The following is a 21,684-nucleotide window of genomic DNA, read 5'->3' on the forward strand; positions in this document are numbered from 1 at the left end:
GGCATAAATATTAAATTATTTTAGGAGGAAATGAAATGAGAGAAGTAGTAATTGTGAGTGCAGCTAGAACTCCAATCGGTAGCTTTGGCGGAACACTGAAGTCCACACCAGCTGTAACATTAGGTACTGTTGCAGTAAAAGAAGCAATCAAAAGAGCAGGAATTAAGCCGGAACAGGTTGATGAAGTCGTACTTGGAAATGTACTTCAGGGTGGACTTGGACAGAACATTGCAAGACAGATCTCTATGGGCGCTGGAATTCCAAAGGAAGTACCGGCAATGACGCTTAATAAGGTTTGTGGATCTGGACTTCGTTCAGTAAGTCTTGCCGCTCAAATTATTAAGGCTGGTGATGCTGATGTTGTCGTTTGCGGTGGTGCTGAAAGCATGAGCATGGCTCCATATGTTGTTCCATCTTCCAGATGGGGAGCTAGAATGGGCGATACGAAGATGATTGACATGATGGTACATGATGGATTGACAGATGCATTTAACGGTTACCACATGGGTATCACTGCAGAGAATGTTGCAGAGCAGTGGGGTCTGACAAGAGAGCAGCTTGATGAATTCTCTGTAAAATCTCAGAATAAAGCAGAAGCAGCAGTAAAAGCCGGAAAATTCAAGGATGAGATTGTACCGGTTGAAATTCCTCAGAGAAAAGGTGATCCAATCGTATTCGATACCGATGAATTCCCTAAGTTTGGATCTACGATAGAAAAGGTTGCTAAATTAAAGCCTGCATTTAAAAAAGATGGTGTAGTAACTGCAGCGAACGCTTCTGGTATCAATGACAGTGGTGCAGCATTGGTTGTTATGTCTAAGGAAAAGGCAGATGAACTTGGTTTGAGTTACCTTTGCACAATTAAGTCTTATGCATCTGCTGGTGTAGACCCTTCAATTATGGGTATCGGACCAATTCCTTCTTCTAGAAAAGCAATGGAAAAAGCTGGTATTACCATGGATAATATCGACTTAGTAGAAGCAAATGAAGCATTTGCAGCACAGTCCTTGGCAGTAGGAAAGGATCTTGCGATTCCTGAAGAAAAGCTGAATGTAAACGGTGGAGCAATTGCCCTTGGACATCCGATCGGAGCTTCCGGTGCAAGAATCTTAATTTCTCTGATCTTTGAAATGAAGAAGAGAAATGCACATACCGGTTTAGCGACTCTTTGCATCGGCGGAGGTCAAGGAACTGCATTAATCGTAGAGATGTAAATACTTACTTATAGGTGAAAAGGGGCTGTCTCAAAATAATTGAGACGGTCCTTTTTAATAAAAAAAAATATGCTTTTTTTCTTTTGTCCTTTAAGAAGGCAATAGAAAGAAGCATATTTGTTTCATATTCTACAATGGTGTTGATTAAAAAGCAGAAAACAAATATAATGAGGATGAGGCATCTTATGCTTCATAAACAGACGAAATAAAGTTTTTGAATATTCTATTTAGATTTTCTAACAATTAAAAGGCTTAAAAGTAGAGGCTGTTGTAATTAACCGTTTTTAGTATATGCTTACATAGTGAAACATTTGAAATAGATTACATGTATATAATACAAATTTGGGAAAAATGTCATAAAGTACATATAGAATTATGCTCTTGTAAATGGATACAAGAGATATTAGTTTAAAGAAGAAGGACATAATGTAGTCTTAGGAGAAACGGATTATGATAACAAAACATTTGGAAATAATGGAAGAGATATATGAGAAATTTGATGCGGTGATGATTGTTAACGCTGAAGGAGTTATAGAGTATTCAGTTCGATTTGATCAAAATATGAACAAACATATAAATGAAGGATATACGGGTAAACATATATTTGAAGTATATCCTGATTTAAAAAAAGAAAAAAGTACATTTTGGAGAGTTATTACATATGGTAAATCAATAATAGATGAATTGCAGGTTATTACGGATTATAACAATAACACTTTCAAATACATTACGTCTGCCTATCCTCTAAAATATGGAGATAAAATCGTGGGCATGATAGAAGGAACAACTATCTTGTCAATAAATGGAAAAAAGTGGGACAGTAGTAAAAGTAATTCCGATGAAAAAGAAGAAAGACTGTATCAATTGGACGATATCATTACGAATAATTCCAAAATGAAAGATATAAAAGAATTTATTTCAAAAGTTTCAATAGGTAATTCAACGGTCATGATAATAGGAGATACAGGCTCAGGAAAAGAGTTAGTTGCACAATCAATACATACGCATAGTTTGCGAAGCAAAGGACCGTTTGTTTCACAAAACTGTTCTGCAATACCCGTCAACTTGTTTGAAAGCATGTTATTTGGTACTGAAAAAGGGAGTTTTACTGGTGCGGAGCAGAAGAAAGGTTTGTTTGAATTAGCTAATGGAGGGACGTTATTTTTTGATGAGCTAAATTCCATGGATATTGTATTACAAGGGAAAATCTTAAAAGTAATAGAAGAAAAAAAGGTTCGGAGAATCGGTGGTCAAAAGGAAATAAAAATTGACGTACGTATTATTTCGGCTATGAATAAAAAACCATTTGATCTGGTAGAAAGTGGTGAAATGAGAGCAGATTTATTTTATCGCTTAGGGGTTGTGCAAATTAATTTGCCAGGATTATCTGAAAGAAAAGATGATATACCGTTATTGATCAAACATTTTATTAATATATTCAATCAGCAATCTCATAAAAGAGTCATCGGAGTAAGTGATATTGCAGAAAACATTCTTATAAACTATTCATGGCCAGGAAATGTAAGAGAGTTACGCAATGCTATTGAGTATGGGTTTAATGTTATAAACGGAGAAAGTATTACAGTAAATGAAATACCAGATTATATTTTGTATGGCGCAAGCATAAGCAATTCCGAAGATGAAAAATTTAATGCAGAAATACTAGAACAATTCTCCTATTCGGAGTTAATGAATAGATACGAAAAAAATATAATATTAGCAGCACTGAATAGTTCAGACAATATTAGTGAAGCTGCTAAAAAATTACGTATTAGCAGGCAAGTGTTAAATTATAAGATGACAAAGCATAATTTAAGTAAATAAAATATGTATTCTGTAAAAAAGGCAAAAAAAATTGCACAAAATGTAAAAATTTTTTTTGCCTTTTTTATTTTTTTGTATATAAAAAAATCACTAAGAGATAAAGAATGTGATAAAAACATTCATATTTAAGGAATAAAACCAAATATTTAATACTTTAGCATGTTGGCATAGATATTGCGCTACTAATAACTGCAAATAATTGCAAAATATTTTTTAGAGAAAAGGAGCAAAAAAATGTTAACTAAAGACGAACTTACAAAAACAAATAAAATTTGGTGTGGTATGAATAAGCCGGATATCACAGAAGATGAGGCAGATGTAGTCATTTTTGGTATTCCGTATGATGAAGCAGTAAGTTATAGAAAGGGTGCGGCAGAAACGCCTTCGGTTTTAAGGGCAAATACACTTCATTCTACAGAAGTAACTGAAGACGGTGAGCGATTGGATATACTTAATATTCATGATGCAGGAGATTTTTTGGAAAAAGACAGAGAACAACTTTTTAAACAAGTTGAGGAATATGTATGTGAATTAGTTAAAAAAGAAAAATTCTTTACTATGATTGGTGGAGATCATTCAGTAACAATACCTGTTGAGGCAGGAATAGATAAAGCAGTAGATGAACCTTTTGGAATAATTCATGTTGATTCACACCCTGATATGTGTGATGAATTGGGGGGAGACAAATATTCTCATGGAGCTGTGCAAAGAAGAGCATTAGAATTAAAAAATGTGGTTGATTCAGAAAGCATCTCTTTTGTAGGGATTAGATCGTTAGAAATAGATGAAATAAATTACTTTGCCGAAAATAAATGTAACGTACACAATGCAAAAGAATGTTACAAAAAAGGCATTGAAAAAGTAGCAGAAGAAGTCATAGAAGAAATGAAAAGATTTAAAAAAGTGTATCTGACAGTTGATATTGACAGTTTAGATCCAGCATATGCAGCAGGCACAGGAACACTACAAATTGGTGGATTATCAAGCAGAGAAATGCTGATATTCTTAGAAAAAATATTTGAAAAATTGCCTATTATTGCAATGGATGTCGTAGAAGTAGCGCCACCTCTTGATTCCACACTAAATGCTATGTTTGCAGCACGAAGAATAATTACTGAATGTTGGGGATTCAATATGAAAAAAAATAAGAAAAAATAAATGAATATATATAGAAGTAGGTAGGCTAATTATATGAAGCCAACTGGTTAATCCACAACATCTAGATAAATTATAGTAAATAAAAGATCAAATAAAACTTAAAATTTACTATGTTATTATTATATAGGAGGTAAAAATGGAGTATGGAATTATAAGTTTAGTGCCAGTTCTGGTTATTCTAGCAGTTGCAATAATTACGAGAAAAACAACTTCTTCGCTACTTTTGGGAGTAGTGGTTGCTTACATTATAATGCATGGATTGAATTTTGTTTATCCATTTATAGATTTGATTTATGAAGTTTGTACGGATCCAGATACAATTTGGGTAATCGCATTTAGCTCTTTAATTGGAGTTGTTATTGCACTTTTGGAAATGTCAGGAGCGATGAGTGCAGTTACAAATATTTTAGTTAAATATTCTAATACACAGAAGAAAAGTAAAATTGCTATGTGGATATTAGGCGTGTTACTTTTCATAGATGACTATTTAAGTGTAAGTGTAAGAGGAGCTATGTCTAAAATATTCGATGAAAACAAAGTTCCAAGGGTAATGTTTGCTTATATATTGGATTCAACGGCATCACCCCTCTGTATACTTGTACCGATTACTACATGGGCAATATTTTATCAGAGCGTATTTGGAGGATTTGAGGAATTAAGTTCTTATGGAACCGCATATGGTATGTATTTAAATGCTATACCTTTTATGTTTTATGGATGGATAGCTTTGATTATTTGCTTATTGGTTGCTATGGATATTATACCGCCTATAGGTGCGATGAAAAAGGAATATGAGAGAGCTGAGAGAACAGGAAAACTATATTCTGATGCAAGCGATCACTTAAATACTACCAATGCTGAAAATAGTAGTTCAGAAAAAGAGGATAATCGTTCTGACTTAGTAAAGATATTATGTTTTGTAATACCTGTAGCAATACTAGTAACTATTTCTATAGTTACAGGAGATGTTCTTATGGCAGAATTGGTCACGATTGCAGCTTCATATGTCCTGTATCTAGTAACTAAATCAGCAAATTGGAATGAGTTAATGGAAGCATCATTTAAAGGTGTAAATGACATGCTAATTATGGTATTAATAATTATTGCAGCTTTAATGGTAAAAACAACATTAATACAGATTGGTTTACCTGATTTTGTCATAGAAGTGGCAAAACCATATATGAGTCCAGCATTGCTACCTGCAATTACATTTGCTATTTGTGGTGTGCTTTCTTTTGCGACTGGAAGTACATGGGGAGTTACGGTTGCTGCAGGTACGATATTAGTACCTCTTTGTGTAGCAATAGCTGCTAATCCGATATTACTAATCGCTGCAATAGTATCAGGTGCTGCATTTGGTGCTCATATCTGTTTTTATGCCGATGTAACAGTATTCTCATCTATTGTATCAAAAGTTGATAATATGGATCATGCGATAACGCAGTTGCCGTATGGACTGATAAGTGCAGGTCTGTCCTTAATATTATTCGTTATAGCTGGCTATGCATATGTGATTTAAAAAATATATTGAAATTGAGAGCAAATTATGGAGGACTGATCGAATCGCCTCCTGGTATCATTGCCTAATTTTAAACTAAAAAACGGTTTCTTCGGAGGCCGTTTTTTTATTTTTTCACAAAAAAATTGAGAGCTTCATAGATAACACTAAATTTACCGGTACCAGTGTGCATTAAAAAAGGCAGGAGAAAAAAATTTTCATCCCGCCTAAAAAAAGATGGTTGGTTTCATTTATAATAAGATTTTAAAATGGTTGGATCGTTTGATTTGCAATTAAGATCGCAGAAATTACAAACATGATTAAAATTACAATCAAGATCGCAAAGTCAAGTAAGGTTGAAAATGCTTTTTCACCTTTTTCTTTTTTACTCCATATATAAACGAGAGTTCCTGGGGCATAAAGCAAGGCTGTAATCAATACGTAGATCATTCCGCTGGCATATAGAAGCCATGCACCGTAGATGGTACCGGTAAATGCAATGATTCGCTGAATTGCCAGCTCACCCGGGCTTAATTGAGAGATCGTACCATGCCTTTGTAAAATTTGCTTTAGATAAAACATACCGCTGAGTAAGTAAGGAAACATAATCATACTCGCAGAGAGTGTGTAAAAGACTTGGTAGGTTGATTCATTAAATAGAACGATAATTAGAAAAACTTGAATAATTAAATTAGAAAGAATTAAAGAACCAAAGGGTGCATTTTTTTTATTTTCAGAGGCAAAGAATTTTGGAAAACAGCCCTGAGCCGCTGGAGCATAGGCAGATTCTGCCGCTAAGATAGTGTAAGAAAATGTGGCACCTGCTAAAGAAACAATAACGGCGAAATTTACAAGAGTAGCACCCCATGTACCGACAACGTGATAAAGGACACCAGCCATTGGAGGATTTCCTAATTCAGCAAGTTCACCTCTTGTTAATACGCCCATACTTAAGACAGAAATCATAATGTAGATGGCAAGTAAGCATAAAAAGGAAATAACGCTTGCCGATCCGGCATCTTTTGATTTTTTCGCTCTTGCAGAAATAACAACTGCACCTTCGATTCCGACAAAAGCCCATACAGTCGTATAGGTAGTCGCTTTTATTTGATCCAAAAAACCCAATCCATCAGGTTCGCCGAAGAAGTTGTCCATAAAAATTTTAGGATCAAAGGCCCTCGATAAGACGATAGCAACGATTAGAACCATAATAGGAAGGATTTTACCGATAACGACGACTGCATTAATGGTAGCAGCCTGACTGACACCGCGAAGAACAAGAAAGACAGTAAACCAGATAAGTGCAGAAGCGCAAATGACAGAAATAAGATTGTTTCCCGTTCCGAAGATAGGAAAGAAATAACCCATAGAAGCAAAGAGCAATGTAGCAAAGGATACGTTGGCTAACATAGCGCTAATCCAATATCCCCATGCAGAGTTGAAGCCGATATAATCTCCAAAGCCTTCTCTGGCATAACTGTAAACACCACTTCTTAGGTCAGGTCGATGTTTATTTAATCCGTAAAAGCAAAGCATCAGTGCTAACATACCGATTCCACAAATGAACCAGCCGACCAATACAGCCGCAGTGTTTGCTCCATTTGCCGCCATATCTCCCGATATGCTGAATACTCCGCTTGCCAAAGTCGTACCAATTGCGAAGGTTGTTAAGCGAAGCAAGCCTAAGTCACCTTTGCTTTCTTTTTGAGGCTGTTGATCCGTCATACTAAAATCCTCCATTCGATCAATCACAAATGCTTGGCAACAAAAAATGCCGAAGGTATTTTTGCATACCCTCGGCAAGGAATTTTCAGGTGAATTACCTGTTTAAATTAAAAGCGTAAGGATAAGCAAGACAAACCACCGTCGAGCTTTTTATATTCAGAAGTATCTACCAATATAACATCATATCCAGCTTCTTTTATTCTTTTTTCTACAGTTGGGTAACCTTTAGGAACAATGACTTTATCATTTACCCAAATACAGTTTGCAGCATAAGATTCATCTTCAGGAATTATTATTTTATTAAATTTTTCAAAATCCGGTTTCGTAATAAATTCCCCAGAGACAAGCATGTTGTTGTTTTCAATATAATTTACACCAGTCTTCAGATGAAGAACCAATTCAAGAGGAACTTCCGATCCAGTCAATCCATGTTTTTCTAAAATTTCAATAAACTGGCGAATTCCTTCTTCGTTTGTTCTGGCACTGCGTCCTACGTAGAAATGATCGCCAACCATCATGACGTCACCGCCCTCCAACGTACCAGGTGATTTGATATATTCAATCTTATCATCGCTGAAAAACTTTTTAATTGTTGGAAGCATGACTTCTGCTTCTTTCCTTCTGGATAATGCACCAGGGTTGGAAATGATAGCACACTTTCTCGTAATAACAGCTGTATCTTCTACAAAACAAGAATCCGGATAAGCCTCATCTGCTTCTAATACTGTAACGGCAACACCACACTGCTTCAGAGCTTCTATATAGTCGTCGTGCTGCTTTAATGCCAATTCATAATCTGGTTTACCTAATTCCGGTGCAGATGTAATTCCTTCCACCATAGCTTTACAAGGTCTTTTTACAATTACATTTTTAAACATATTTAGTCCTCCCTAAACATTTTTTTCCACATATGCGATTTACGATATATTGTATATTATATACTATATATCGTTTCGACTTTTTGTCAATAGATTTCACAAAATTTTTTTATAATTAAGAAATTATTATCAATTATTTGAAAGCAGGAAATGATTGATCTCATTTTTTTAATTAAGAATAATTCTTTTTATATTAAAGCATTATTACCTTTTCGTGGCGAAAAAATACATTTTTAATTATTTTAGAGTGGATTGTAATTTTTATCGAGGACGATTATACTACCTTGTAAGAAAGGAGTTTTCTATGAATGAAATTTCAATGAAAGCGTATGCGAAAATTAATCTTTGTCTAGATGTATTGGGAAAATTGGAAAATAACTATCATCAAGTTGAAATGGTTATGCAGCAAGTGAATTTGTACGATACCGTTACTGTAAAATATTACCCGCTTATGGATGAAAAAGCGGAGCAAAGAGAAAACGAGCAGATTGAAGTGACGACAAACTGCGAGGGACTTTTGACAGATCAAGCAAATTTGGCGTATAAAGCCGCTGCTTTAATGCAGAGTATTTATAACCCCAATTGCAGGATTGCCATTGAATTGGAGAAAAGAATTCCGATCGCTGCTGGGTTGGCAGGAGGAAGTGCCGATGCAGCAGCGGTTATGCTTGCGCTTTCACAGCTTTGGCATTTGAATTTAAAATTACAGGATCTTTTGCAGCTTGGAGTAAAACTAGGTGCAGATGTTCCTTTTTGTATTATGGGCCAGGTATATAAAAGAAAAGATTTACAATTAAGAGAGAAGGAGCTTGCATCTACTTGTGCATTTGCAGAAGGAATCGGTGAAAAACTTACTCCGCTTCCACCTCTAGATGGCTGGATTCTGCTTTCCAAACCTCCCGTTAATATTTCAACAAAATCGGTATATGATGCGTTTCTTATGGATGAAGTGAAATGCCACCCAAATACTACCGAATTGATTAGTGGATTAAAGGAAAGAAATTTAAACAAAATACAAAAAAATATGATTAATGTTCTTGAGACGGTTACGTTGAACAAGAATCCAAGCGTTTTAGAGACCAAACTTTATTTAAAAAGTTTTCAAACAGCCTATCAAGTTTTGATGAGCGGAAGCGGTCCAACTATTTTTTCTTTATATACAAGTAAAAATAAAGCAAAAACAGCATATATTAATAGTAAGAAAAAAAATGAAGATACATATTTAATCAGAACCTTGTCATAACAAGTCCGCTCTCTACATACACTAAATACAAAGAAATTTTGATTTTAGTGATACAGGGGGAACGATCATGGCATATGAAAAAGATCCATACGATTTTGATAAGATTCCAGACTTTGCATTAAAACCGGCACGGCCAAAAAATGAATTGCCTTTGAAGCAGAAAACGCCTATGCCGATAGATAACGCCTTTGATCCGAGTGTCTACGACAGGCTGTTTTATGACCTTCCGGCAATCAGTCCGAAAACCGTGGCAGATATGAAGGCAGCTGCGGGAAAACCGATTTCTGAAAGAGAAAAGCTTGAGATGACTGGTGAGAAGGAAAAAGGGACGGAGCAGAGTAAGGATGAAGAGAAGCAGAAAGAAAATTCTTTAAAGAAAGAAGAAGCTGAAAGTTCTATAAAAAATTCCATTGGAAATGTGCAGGAAAGTATAGATGCAGAAACAGTAATGGCAAGGGAATTAGATGCAAAACTGGATGATAAAAAAGAGAATATCGAAGATGAGGTGAAAGAAGCGGCTTCCAAGAAAGGAACTGCATCGGAAACAGTAGCGAATAAAGAGGAAAAATTGACGCAGGAGGCAGTGGAAAAGAAAGAAGAAGTGGTTACGGAAACAGCAGAAGAAGCAATGCTGGAAACTGCACGTGAAAAAATACAAATATCACCGACTGTTCCATCTGCAATCATCCCGCAAACTTTGGAAGAAAAGAAAATAGAACGGCCGGCAGAGGCGCCAAAAGAAAAGCCGTCAGAAAAGCCTATTCCACATAAGGTTCAGCCGGTAGATGCGAACCTTTTGAGCCGCCGCCTAAAGATAACAGATGTAAAATCAAAACCACAATTTCGTGTTTTTATTGAAGAAGATATTTTAGTACCTGATGTAAAACCAGATTTAGCCTCCATTCTTTCTATGGATGGGAAATTAAAACTTTCTGATAAACAAGTATCAGCAGGTGCCTCAGGTGTGACTGATTTAAAAATAAGTGGCGATTTTATGCTGCAAACCTTATACATACCAGATAAGACACAGGAAAATGAACTTGTTGTCGCAATTGATTCCAGGCTGCCATTTAAAGAGAAAGCAGAAATACGTGCAGAGCCGTATTCGGAATTAATTGTTACACCAATGCTGGAAGCGATTGATTATTCCGTAGTGAATGAAAGAAAATTCCGCGTGAAAGCAACCGTTGGAATTAATGTAAAAGAATATCGTGCAGTCGATGTGCAAATTTTTGAAGGAATACAAGGAGAAGAGGTACAATTACTAAAAGAAAAAATACATGCAACCGATGTTGCTTTGCGTAAAACAGAAGCGATTGAACTGGAAGAAGACCTTCCATTAAAAGACAGTATGCCGGAAATTGGCAAAATTCTTCGCTATGATGTAAATGTTGTAGAAAATCATAAGCAAGTCAGTCGAGATAAAGCGGTAATCAACGCAACCGTTTATTGCAATGTTATGTATCTGGGTGCTGAGCCTTTTGGTGGCGATATTGAATCTATGGCAGAGGAAGGCGAAGAAGATACACAGAAAGCAATACCGGTATTCTATCAGGGAAAGACGGACTTCACGCAATTTATCAAATTAGAGGAAGATACTCCTGATTCAGCCGCTCCTTCTGGAAGCAGTGTTTCTTTTGCCGTCGCTAACGCCAGTGTAAAACCGAAAGAAGATGAGAACGGGCAAGTCAATTCTTTTACATTGGAGCTGACAGCAGATACTACGATTGAAGTTTATAAAGACACAGAACAGGAAATTGTAACAGATGTATATCATCATATTAAGGAGATGCAGTATGATACGGATGAAATAAGCCTTATGAATCTTTGTGGCATGGGTAATTCTGAAGTATCAGCTAGAGAGATCATTAATGTGCCGGAAAAATACGGCGGCATTGACCGCGTTGTATTTTTATCCGGAAACATTGGAGAAACAACATCGCATATTGAAGCGGGAAAAAACATCGTAGAGGGTGCAGTTACTTTAAAGATTATCTGCATTGGAATGGATGAGAATAAAACCCCATTTAGTATAAAACAGGATTTACCGTTCCGAAGCAGCATAGATATTCCAGGGATTAAGAGTGAGATGGTCGCTGATAATGAAGTTGTGCTAAAAGAGCTTTGGTATGACAAAATGAATCAAAATCAAATTGAAGTAAATGCGGGAATCTCAGTTTCTTCTAGTGTTATGGATATGGAAAAACATGCATTGATTAAAAATGTATGCTTTGTAGAATTGCCGGAGCAAAAAGAAAATCAGCCAAGTATGGTGCTATACATCACAAAAGCAGGTGACAATATATGGAAAATTGCAAAAAAATATCGTACAACAATTGAAGCAATCAAAAAAATTAACAGCATAGATTACAGTAATGATATCAAACCAGGAACAAAATTATTAATTGTAAAATAATATTACCACTTGTATAAAAACGCTCTACTTTGGAAAAAATTAAAATAAGAAAATTTCAAAGGAGCGTTTTTATTATGCGGTCAAGGAAAAAGCGAATACAAATATTGTTTTTAGTTTTACTTTGCCTGTTTGCCTATACAACATGGAATATACAAAAAAGGATGCAGTCATCTATGAGTAATGAAGATTTTATACGTTTTCATGTCATTGCAAACAGTGATAGCGAAGGAGATCAAGCACTAAAAAGAGAAGTGAGAGATCAGCTTCTGAAAAAAATCAATGAAGAACTTGTTCAAGAAGCAATTGCACAAGCGGATGATGAGGCAAAAGAAGTTTCATTAACCTTAGGAGATTCGAGAGCTTACATTGAGAGCCATTTAAGAGACATTGAACAGGCGGCAGAAAGTGTGATAAAAGAAGAAGGATACACATATAAAGTAACCGCTGCACTGGGAAATCGATGGGTGCCGAAAAAAAGCTATGGAAATGTAACTTTTCCAGCTGGTAACTATGAAGCACTTAATGTAAGTATTGGAGAAGCCGAAGGTCAAAATTGGTGGTGTGTACTTTTTCCACCCTTATGTCTGATCGGAGCACAAGCACCTGAAGAGCTGGATAGTGACTTAGTTCCGGTAGTCCAGGTTGATCCGAAAGTAGCTCAGATTTATCGCGAGGCTCTAACAGATAAAAAATATAGTGAATTGATTGAAGCAGCAACAGATCCAAAAAAGAAACCAAAAACTTTAAAATTAAAATTTAAAACTCTGGAAATGATGAAAATTGATTAAAGATGGAAATGAATGATTTAAAAATCCCCAATCTAATGATGTGATTAGATTGGGGATTTTATTTTTTGACTATAAGAATTATGAAACTTTTTTATCGTAGTTCGTTTTTTAACATCATTTTCCGAAAAACCGGAAAAAATAGAGGATAAACGAGTATTATGCTAGTAAATGAAACGCAAATAAAAAAGAAAGTTTTTCAGAAGCTCTATTATTTCTAAGCTTCATACAGTTTATTTAAAAGCAGTATCATTATTTAGAATATTCAACCAATTTGGCATCGATCTTGCTCTTATAATAAACATTGTGAAAAGTATGAGAAAATAATTAACTCATAGGATTACAAATCCTGTCTCATGAAAAAGGAGGGATGAAAAAAGATTAAAATGAATGATTTATTTTTTATGGCCGTTGTATTGTCTTAGATTGGGATTGCGAAATCCAGATTGGATTTCCGCAGGAGTTTATGAAACTTAATCGGAATAATAGACTCTTGGAGGAATAGTATTGATAAAGGGGAGGACTTGTTATGATGACCTTAAAAAAGCAAACTTTTTGGAAAAATTATCGATTTCCACTTATATTACTTTCAGGTATTATCATTGGAAGCATAATCGGCCTTATTATGGGGGAAAAAGCCGTTGTGCTGAAGCCTTTTGGGCAGGTGTTTATTAATTTAATGTTTACTGCCGTTGTCCCTTTAGTTTTTATTACAATAAGCAGTGCGGTTGGAAGCATGCTGAATATGAAGCGATTGGGAAAGATTTTAGGAAATATGCTCCTAGTATTTTGTGTCACTGGTATCATTGCATCCATTATTATCATTACGGTTGTAAGCATTTTTCCACCAGCAGCTGGAGCTAATATTGCATTGGAAGCAGCCGAAGAGTTAGAGACGATCGATCTTGGAGAACAGATTGTAAAGGCAATTACTGTACCGGATTTCGTAGGTCTCTTATCAAAGGCGAATATGCTGCCGTTGATTGTCTTTTCTATTCTGTTTGGATATTGTGTCAGTACGACAGGAGGAGAAGAAAATAAGGTCGCAAAAGGATTAGACGCTTTATCGAAAATTTTTATGAAACTGATCGGTATCATCATGCTTTATGCTCCTATTGGACTGGGTGCTTATTTTGCAGCCTTAATCGGCGAATTCGGACCACAGCTTTTAGGTGCTTATATGAAAGCGATGTTGATCTACTATCCGGTTTGTTTTCTTTACTTTATTGTTGCGTTTGCTGGCTATTCTTATTTCGCAGGAGGAAAAGAAGGAACAACAGCTTGTTTTAGAAACATTATGCCACCGGCTGTTACAGCTTTTGCAACAGGAAGCTCGATTGCGACACTACCAGTTAACTTAAAAGCTGCACAAAAAATAGGTGTGCCAAAAGATATTCGTGAAATTATATTACCGATTGGCGCGACCATGCATATGGACGGAACCTGCCTGTCTTCTATCTTGAAGATTTCGTTTTTATTTGGTGTCTTTGGGCAAGAATTTGCAGGCATTGGAACATTTGCAACAGCAATTATCATATCAGTTCTCGGTGGAGTTGTCATGTCAGGGGTACCGGGAGGCGGTTTGATTGGAGAAATGCTGATTGTAAATCTTTACGGATTTCCGCCAGAAGCATTTCCTATTATCGCAACCATTGGTTTTTTAGTCGACCCGCCGGCTACTATGGTAAATGCGTCCGGGGATACGGTTTCTTCGATGATGGTGACAAGACTTGTGGAAGGAAAAGAGTGGATGAAAAAAAATAGGGAAACGGAAATAGATGAAGTAGCATAGGAATTGCCCAATGAAATAGGAATACAAAATATTGAAACTTATAATAATGGAGGATACTATGAATAGAAAAATAATACGCACTACATTATCTTTGATGCTGATTTTGACTTTATTTTGTGGAATGACGACGTTTGCTTTTGCTGGAAGTTCCTATACAGCAGTGCCTAAAAATGTGGCAGTAGTTATGGATGACAAGACTGAAAACTTTGCAGGATATAACGTAGGGGGGCAGAATTACTTTAGGCTGAGAGACTTTGCGGAGTTGCTAAATGGAAGTGAAAAACAGTTTAATATTACATATGATAATCAATATAAAGCAATTCAGCTATGGAAAGGAAAGGCGTATACAGCAAATGGAGAGCAAAAACAGGTAAAAAACCTTATTAACAAAGAGGCACGGTCGATTTCTTCGAAACTTTTACTAGATAACAAACGCATTAAGTTTACTGCATACAGTATTGAAGGAGAAAGCTATTTCAGATTCTGTGATATCATGCAAATTTTTGACGTATATGCCGCCTATGACTATAGCGCAGAAGCGATTCTGATCGACCCGAAAAAAGATTATACCGTACAATTCCAAAATACAGTAGAGAGCGGATATTTTGATTTTTTACACGGGGCACTGCTTGGAAATTCTGACACAGGAGAAATTCTCTATTCAAATAATTCAGATCAAAAAGTATCAATCGCAAGTACATCAAAACTTATGACCTATCTGCTGATTCGAGAAGCGGTAAAAGAAAAGAAAATTTCTTGGGATGATGAAGTCGTTCTCTCCAAAACAGCTGAAGCCTATTCTCTGTCGGAAGATGGAGTTGTCCCTATGAAAGCGGGACAGAAAGTTAAATTACAGGATTTGGTAGAAGCTATGCTGATCGTTTCAAGTAACGAATCAGCTACGGCGCTTGCAGAACATTTATATGGATCAGAGGAAAAATTTACGCAGCGTATGAACCAGAGAGCGAGCGAATTAGGGCTGCTGAGTGCAGAATTTTATAATCCACATGGCCTTCCTATTTATACCCCGGATGTCCTTTCATCAAAGAAGCAGAATCGAATGAGTGCAAAGGACTTATTTGAGTTGAGCCGATACATCATCAACCATTATCCGGAAGTCCTTGCTATTACTGAAAAAGTACAGCTGTCTGAAGGAAGTTTAAATTTCACAGATGAAAATACCAACCGCTTATTATTCCAAATGGATGGTGTAGACGGATTGAAAACAGGAACGACAAATCGGGCGGGATGCTGCTTGATTGCGACAATGCCAGTAAAAAATGGTGCTGCAGAAACGAGAATCATTGCCATTGTTTTAGGTGCAGAGGACAGCACAGAACGTGCGGAAAAAACAGGCGTATTATTACAGTACGGTGAGGAGTATTATAGCCAATAGTTTGATGAAATGGAGCGGATATTATGAAATATAACTTTGATAAAATAATTGATCGCAGCGAGCAGCATGCAGCAAAATATGATGAACGCTTCAAAAAATTCGGGCGGGATGATATCATCCCGCTTTGGATTGCCGATATGGATTTTGAAACAGCACAGCCTATCATAGATGCAGTAAAAAAGCGAGCGAATCAAGGAATTTATGGATATACTTCCCGCCCAAGTTCCTATTACGAATCCATATGTCAATGGCAGAGGCGACATCACAATTGGGAGATTGATCCAAATCAAATTAGTTTTGCACCAGGGATTGTTCCGGCGCTATCAGAACTGGTACATGAATTTACGGAACCGGGAGATGCTGTGCTTATACAGACACCGGTATATCCTGAGTTTTATGATGTCATTGAGGCTTGGAAAGACCGTAAGGTCATAGAAAACCAGCTTATCGAAGAAAATGGATCTTACACGATGGATTTTTCAGACTTGGAAGAAAAGTTGAAACGGAAGCCGAAGCTATTTCTATTTTGCAGTCCGCATAATCCGGTCGGACGGGTATGGAAGAAGGAAGAACTGGAGCGCATGACGGGGTTGTGTATTCGCCATGAGGTACCGATTGTGTCAGATGAAATTCATTCTGACCTTTTGCTTTGGGGAAGCGAGCATATTCCGACGGCAACGATCTCAAAGGAGGTAGCGGGGCAAACTATCAGCTGTATTTCTTCCACTAAAAGCTTTAACTTGGCTGGATTACAGGCAGCATCCATTATTTTTCCAAACAAAGAGTGGAAAAATCGTTTTGATTCTTTTTGGGGTGGCTTAGATATTCACAGAAATAATTGTTTTAGTTTAGTTGCGATAGAAGCAGCGTGTCGTCATGGTGACGAATGGCTGCAACAGCTGCTTGTGTATGTAGAGGAAAACATGTTGTTTGTAAGAGAATTTTTACATACAGAAATCCCGGAAATAAAGGTAAGTCTGCCGGAAGCGACCTATTTGCTTTGGCTGGATTGCAGAGAACTGATGGATTATAAAAATTTATGGAGCTTTATGATTCACGAAGCAAAAATTGGATTAAATAATGGAGCTGATTTTTGCCGCAGTCTCGATGGCTATCTGCGCATGAATGTCGCTTGCCCGCGTGTTGTTTTGAAGCGTGCGTTAGAGCAGCTTAGAGAAGCAGTTCAACAATTACATATGCGGTAAATGAAATCGGCAGGATTGCTTAAGCAGTAACATTTTGTTATAATATTTCTAAGTTAAATCTTTCGCTGCTTAGGAGATAGAACATGATTGGAAACTCTCAATTGCTCCAGCTCATTACCGATCACTTGGAAGACGGTATCATATTTGTAGACAAAGAGCATAAAATACGTCTTTTTAACCAAAAAGCAAAGGGAATCACGGGGATTATTTTTGATAAATATGCATCCCACGAAGCGGGTAAAATTGAAAGCGGAGATATCGTTATTCTTGCAGATAATGCAATCGGAAAGGATGACGGTGATTTATCACCGAAGGACTTATCGCTGCTTAACATTTTGGATTCGGATATTCGAGCAAATGATTGTATCCTTGGCATTGGTGTTTATGGAAACCCTGAAATTCAGCCTGTTTATAAATATCTTCGCGGTGCGAATTTAAATGAGGACTTTGTATTAGAAGCAAATTATTTGGGCTTTCAGATTCAGGTGCTGATCGAACCGATTAAGAAAAAGATGCACATTCGAGTAAACGGAGATTCCTACAGTGTTTCTTTCTTAGATTCGTTCGGCCATATGGTGATTATCGATGGAAAAAGCGGAAGTATAAAATTTTTTCAGGCGAAAGGTTATACCATAAGAAAAGAGTCCATTAAAGAAATTTTACATGATCGTGAATTTCTTTCAAAAGGAAGCAAAAGAGAGGACCTTAACGTCATTGGAACGAAGATTGATGACCTTTTTGAAAAAGGGAAATTGCTTCAAAGCATAGGAACCGTTTTGTCTGGAAAAGAACATCTTATTCCCAATGATTTTTTTGAAATTAATAAACGTTTAGTATTGTGTTCAATCAGGGCGATTCAGGATGAGCAAGGGATACAAGGCGTTCTTCTTAATATACAGGATGTATCCGAGCTGGAAAAGCTTTTGGATGACCGCAATCAAATTTTAATGGAGGTTGAAAAAAGTTATACGAACCGTCCGTCAATGTATGGAGACCTTTCAAAAGATCTCTTTCCTCGTTTTGTCGGTAACAGTCATTTGATGGTGCAGCTGAAATATTTAGCGCATAAGGCATCTAAAACAAAATTTAATGTAATCATTACGGGTGAAAGCGGAACCGGAAAATCTTTATTGGCCCGTTTGATTCACGAAGAAAATAATAAATCCTCTCCGTTTATAGAAGTGAACTGTAATGCCATTGCACCGACTCTTTTTGAAAGTGAGCTGTTCGGTTATGTAGGAGGTGCTTTTACCGGAGCACTGTCTTCCGGACGTTCCGGATACTTTGAGAATGCGAATGGAGGTACCATCTTCTTGGATGAAATCGGAGACCTTCCTCTTGAAATTCAAGTGAAACTTTTATATGTTCTGCAAAATAAGATCATTTATCGAGTAGGTTCTGCAAAGCCGATTCCGATTGATGTCAGAGTCATTGCAGCAACAAATAAAAATCTTGAGGAGGAAGTAGTAAAGGGAACGTTTCGTCAAGACCTTTACTATCGAATCAATGTATTTCCGATTGTGATTCCGCCTTTGCGTGAGCATAAGTCAGACCTTTATATGCTGATTAATAAGATTTTAAATAAAATTTGTGTGCGTTATGATTTATCTCCAAAGCAATTGTCGGGAGAAGCGCTTGATAAGCTACTCAGGTATAGCTGGCCCGGAAATGTCCGAGAGCTGGAAAATATCATTGAGCGGGCTATTACGCTGTGTGAAACCAATTGGATTTACCCGGAACACATCAATATTAAGGGTTCTTATACGATTGGAACTTCTATGCGTGAACAGATGCAGGAAGCAGAGAAAAAAATATTAAAAGAAGCACTGGTTCGGGCGAACGGAAATAAGATTCAAGCAATGCAGGATTTAGATATGTCAAAATCCGTTTTTTATGAAAAATTGAAAAAATACTTCATATCAATTTAAATAATCAGTAGATAGACGGCTTTATAATAGTTTAAGGGTCGTCTATTTTTATTGTATTTTTTTTCCGAAAAAAAGAACTGGTAGTCCGGATTTTCGTATAAAACATAGAAAATAATATGAAAATATGGCAAAAGTGAATCATAAAAGCAACAAAACAGACGGTTTTTCGGCAATGATTATACAAAAGATTAAAGGAATCAGTTGGCATAAGACTTGCGTAAATATTAGGTAATAAGCAGCAATAAAGGATTAAAAGGAAAATTCCCCTGTAAGTATTTGAGGAGGTTTCATTTCAAAGTGCATTTAGGGGGGGAAGTGAAAAAAATCTTGCTGTTCACAAAAAAGAAGGAGCTTAGGCTATAAAAATTAGAAAAATGAGGGGAAAAAAATGAATAAAGATGTAAAAGCAGGCGTATTACATTTTGACGGATGCAATACGGTAGATTTGGCTGAAAAATATGGAACGCCGCTCTATGTGTACTCGGAAAATGGCCTTTTAGAAAAGATGAATGAATTAAAAGATGATTTTTTGAAGCCATATCCCAACACACGTGTGGCTTATGCATGCAAGGCTTTTTGCACGAAGGCGCTGTTACAGATTTTGAAGAGAGAAGGGATGTGTATTGACGTTGTATCCGGAGGGGAACTCTATACAGCGATGGCAGTAGGATATCCGGCGGAAAAGATTGAATTTAACGGAAATAATAAATTACGCAGTGAAATTGAAATGGCAGTTGACTATGGAATCGGAAGAATCATTATCGACGGACTTCATGAATTGGCATTAATTGATGAAGTGTGCAAAGAAAAGCAGAAAAAGATGAAGGTGCTGTATCGAATCACACCGGGTGTAAAAAGTGATTCACATGACTATATTGTAACTGGAAAAAAAGACTCTAAATTTGGGATCCCATTGGATGATGAGGTGATCTATCCGGCGATTCAGGAAGCAATACAATGTGAATCTGTTGATTTCCTGGGATTTCACTTTCATGTAGGATCTCAAATTTTAGATAATCAGTCTCATTTAGCGGCACTCGAGACATTGCTAAACCTTGTAAAGGGAACAAAAGAAAAATTTGGATACGAAATAAGTGAGCTGAACATTGGCGGCGGCTATGCGATTTGTTACACAGATCAAAACCCAGAAAGGTATGCATATTATCTTGATCCAATGATGAAACGGATTGAGGAATTTTCTAAAGCAAACGGAATGAATCGACCGGCGGTCGTTATTGAACCGGGTAGAAGTGTTGTCGGAGAAGCCGGCATCATGCTTTATACCATTGGAGAAATTAAAGACATAAAAGGTATCCGGAAATATGTATCTGTAGACGGAGGTATGACTGATAATATTCGCCCTGCGCTCTATCAGGCGGAATATGATGGCGTAATTGCGAATAAGGCAGAAGAAACCAAAGATGACTTAGTCACAATTTGTGGGAAATGCTGTGAGTCAGGAGATATTTTGATTCGAGATATTAAAATGCCTGTAGCGAAAAAAGGTGATATTCTGGCGGTCTTTTCTACCGGTGCATATGGTTATTCCATGGCTTCCAATTATAATAAAAATCCAATACCAGCTGTTGTCTTAGTAAAAGATGGGAAGAGTCAGTTGATTGTAAAAAGACAGTCTTATGAAGATATGATACAAAATGAATTGTCTTTGGAAGATTAATTTAATGCGGTAGAATACTGCTCGCTTTAAAAGCACACCTACATCCCCAGGCTTTTATACAGGAGGAGATATGTTGAAAGAATATATTGAAAATAAATTAGAAAAATTACAAGGCAAGACAGGTGTTTACTATAAAAATTTGAAGACACAGGAAGAGTTGCTGATTGCAGAAAATGATTTATTCTTGTCTGCCAGCGTGATAAAGCTATGGGTGATGGGAGAAGCTTTTCATCAAATTGAGCAGGGCATTCTATCAAAAGATACAATGATTATTTTAAAAGATTCAGATAAAGTGCCGTCAGGATTGGTAGAAGATTACGCAAGACAAGCAAGAACGGGATCTCTTTCAGAGGATATGTTCCCGGAAAGCGGCGTATTGAATTTGCTTCATACAGGAACAGAACTGACGATAGAAGATTTGTATCGGCTTATGATTACCGTAAGCGATAATACGGCAACAAATATTTTAATTGATATATTGGGAATGGAAAAAATAAATGCATTTATTTCTTCACTGGGGATGGAAAAGACAAAGCTGAATCGCATTCTTTTTGATACATCACCTCAAGGAAAGAATTTAGAGAATGTGATATCGCTAAAGGAGACGGGGATGTTTTTTGAAAAAATTTATAAGGGAGAGCTAATTTCAAGACAAGCAAGCGAAGAGATGTCTGCAATCTTGCAAAATCAGCAATTCAATTATAAAATTCCTTTTTTTCTTCCTCGTATTCCGATTGGCCACAAAACCGGAGAGGATAATGGGATTACAAATGATGCAGGAATTATTTACAGTGAAATTCCATTTGTTTTATGCTTTGCATCCAACGATACGGAAGTGTGTTTTGCTGATAGAGTCTGTCAGGAGATTGCAAAGAAAGCATACGATTACACCATTTGTTAAAAATAACATAGGAATAGTTCTTTAATGACTATAAAGGAGGAAT

15 protein-coding genes are annotated in these 21,684 nt (G+C 36.6%); 13 read left to right on the top strand and 2 right to left on the bottom strand.

The window, feature by feature from the left end:
• Window positions 1-35: 35 nt before the first annotated feature.
• The 4 genes from U5921_RS06885 to U5921_RS06900 all read left to right on the top strand — a co-directional run bounded on the left by U5921_RS06885 (window position 36) and on the right by U5921_RS06900 (window position 5,715).
• The gene (locus U5921_RS06885) at window positions 36-1,214 is read left to right on the top strand and encodes an acetyl-CoA C-acetyltransferase (protein WP_324825726.1); all 1,179 of its coding nucleotides are present in this window, start codon (window positions 36-38) and stop codon (window positions 1,212-1,214) included.
• 450 nt (window positions 1,215-1,664) lie between these two features.
• Complete coding sequence (locus tag U5921_RS06890; protein WP_324825727.1) at window positions 1,665-3,038, top strand: sigma-54 interaction domain-containing protein; 1,374 nt, start codon at window positions 1,665-1,667, stop codon at window positions 3,036-3,038.
• A 234-nt stretch (window positions 3,039-3,272) separates the two neighbouring features.
• Window positions 3,273-4,196: an agmatinase gene (gene speB / locus U5921_RS06895; RefSeq protein WP_324825728.1), complete on the top strand. Its 924-nt coding sequence runs from the start codon at window positions 3,273-3,275 to the stop codon at window positions 4,194-4,196.
• A gap of 136 nt (window positions 4,197-4,332) precedes the next feature.
• A complete protein-coding gene (locus U5921_RS06900; protein ID WP_324825729.1) occupies window positions 4,333-5,715 on the top strand; it encodes a Na+/H+ antiporter NhaC family protein in 1,383 nt (460 codons plus the stop codon).
• A gap of 243 nt (window positions 5,716-5,958) precedes the next feature.
• Here U5921_RS06900 and U5921_RS06905 read toward each other — a convergent pair whose 3' ends face one another.
• Window positions 5,959-7,419, bottom strand: a complete 1,461-nt coding sequence (locus U5921_RS06905) for a basic amino acid/polyamine antiporter (protein ID WP_324825730.1) — start codon at window positions 7,417-7,419, stop codon at window positions 5,959-5,961.
• A 107-nt stretch (window positions 7,420-7,526) separates the two neighbouring features.
• Window positions 7,527-8,297, bottom strand: a complete 771-nt coding sequence (locus U5921_RS06910; RefSeq protein WP_324825731.1) for a dimethylarginine dimethylaminohydrolase family protein — start codon at window positions 8,295-8,297, stop codon at window positions 7,527-7,529.
• Between the two features lie 304 nt (window positions 8,298-8,601).
• Here U5921_RS06910 and ispE point away from each other — a divergent pair, with 304 nt between their 5' ends.
• The 9 genes from ispE (at window position 8,602) to U5921_RS06955 (ending at window position 21,641) form a co-directional block, all read left to right on the top strand.
• Complete coding sequence (gene ispE / locus U5921_RS06915) at window positions 8,602-9,540, top strand: 4-(cytidine 5'-diphospho)-2-C-methyl-D-erythritol kinase (protein ID WP_324825732.1); 939 nt, start codon at window positions 8,602-8,604, stop codon at window positions 9,538-9,540.
• Window positions 9,541-9,607: 67 nt separating this feature from the next.
• The gene (locus tag U5921_RS06920; protein WP_324825733.1) at window positions 9,608-11,956 is read left to right on the top strand and encodes a DUF3794 and LysM peptidoglycan-binding domain-containing protein; all 2,349 of its coding nucleotides are present in this window, start codon (window positions 9,608-9,610) and stop codon (window positions 11,954-11,956) included.
• A 74-nt stretch (window positions 11,957-12,030) separates the two neighbouring features.
• A complete protein-coding gene (gene spoIIR, locus U5921_RS06925; protein ID WP_324825734.1) occupies window positions 12,031-12,744 on the top strand; it encodes a stage II sporulation protein R in 714 nt (237 codons plus the stop codon).
• Between the two features lie 526 nt (window positions 12,745-13,270).
• Entirely contained in the window at window positions 13,271-14,533 is a 1,263-nt protein-coding gene (locus tag U5921_RS06930) for a dicarboxylate/amino acid:cation symporter (RefSeq protein ID WP_417765047.1), read from the top strand.
• Between the two features lie 58 nt (window positions 14,534-14,591).
• The gene (locus tag U5921_RS06935) at window positions 14,592-15,929 is read left to right on the top strand and encodes a D-alanyl-D-alanine carboxypeptidase family protein (RefSeq protein WP_324825735.1); all 1,338 of its coding nucleotides are present in this window, start codon (window positions 14,592-14,594) and stop codon (window positions 15,927-15,929) included.
• A 23-nt stretch (window positions 15,930-15,952) separates the two neighbouring features.
• Complete coding sequence (locus tag U5921_RS06940; protein ID WP_324825736.1) at window positions 15,953-17,134, top strand: PatB family C-S lyase; 1,182 nt, start codon at window positions 15,953-15,955, stop codon at window positions 17,132-17,134.
• Between the two features lie 83 nt (window positions 17,135-17,217).
• On the top strand, window positions 17,218-19,062 hold the full coding sequence (locus tag U5921_RS06945; protein WP_324825737.1) for a sigma-54 interaction domain-containing protein: 1,845 nt from the start codon (window positions 17,218-17,220) through the stop codon (window positions 19,060-19,062).
• A 388-nt stretch (window positions 19,063-19,450) separates the two neighbouring features.
• The gene (lysA, locus tag U5921_RS06950) at window positions 19,451-20,740 is read left to right on the top strand and encodes a diaminopimelate decarboxylase (RefSeq protein ID WP_324825738.1); all 1,290 of its coding nucleotides are present in this window, start codon (window positions 19,451-19,453) and stop codon (window positions 20,738-20,740) included.
• 70 nt (window positions 20,741-20,810) lie between these two features.
• Window positions 20,811-21,641, top strand: a complete 831-nt coding sequence (locus U5921_RS06955; RefSeq protein ID WP_324825739.1) for a serine hydrolase — start codon at window positions 20,811-20,813, stop codon at window positions 21,639-21,641.
• The last annotated feature ends 43 nt before the right edge of the window (window positions 21,642-21,684 follow it).

The sequence above is a fragment of the Sinanaerobacter sp. ZZT-01 genome (genome assembly GCF_035621135.1).
Taxonomy (GTDB): Bacteria; Bacillota; Clostridia; order Peptostreptococcales; family Anaerovoracaceae; genus IOR16.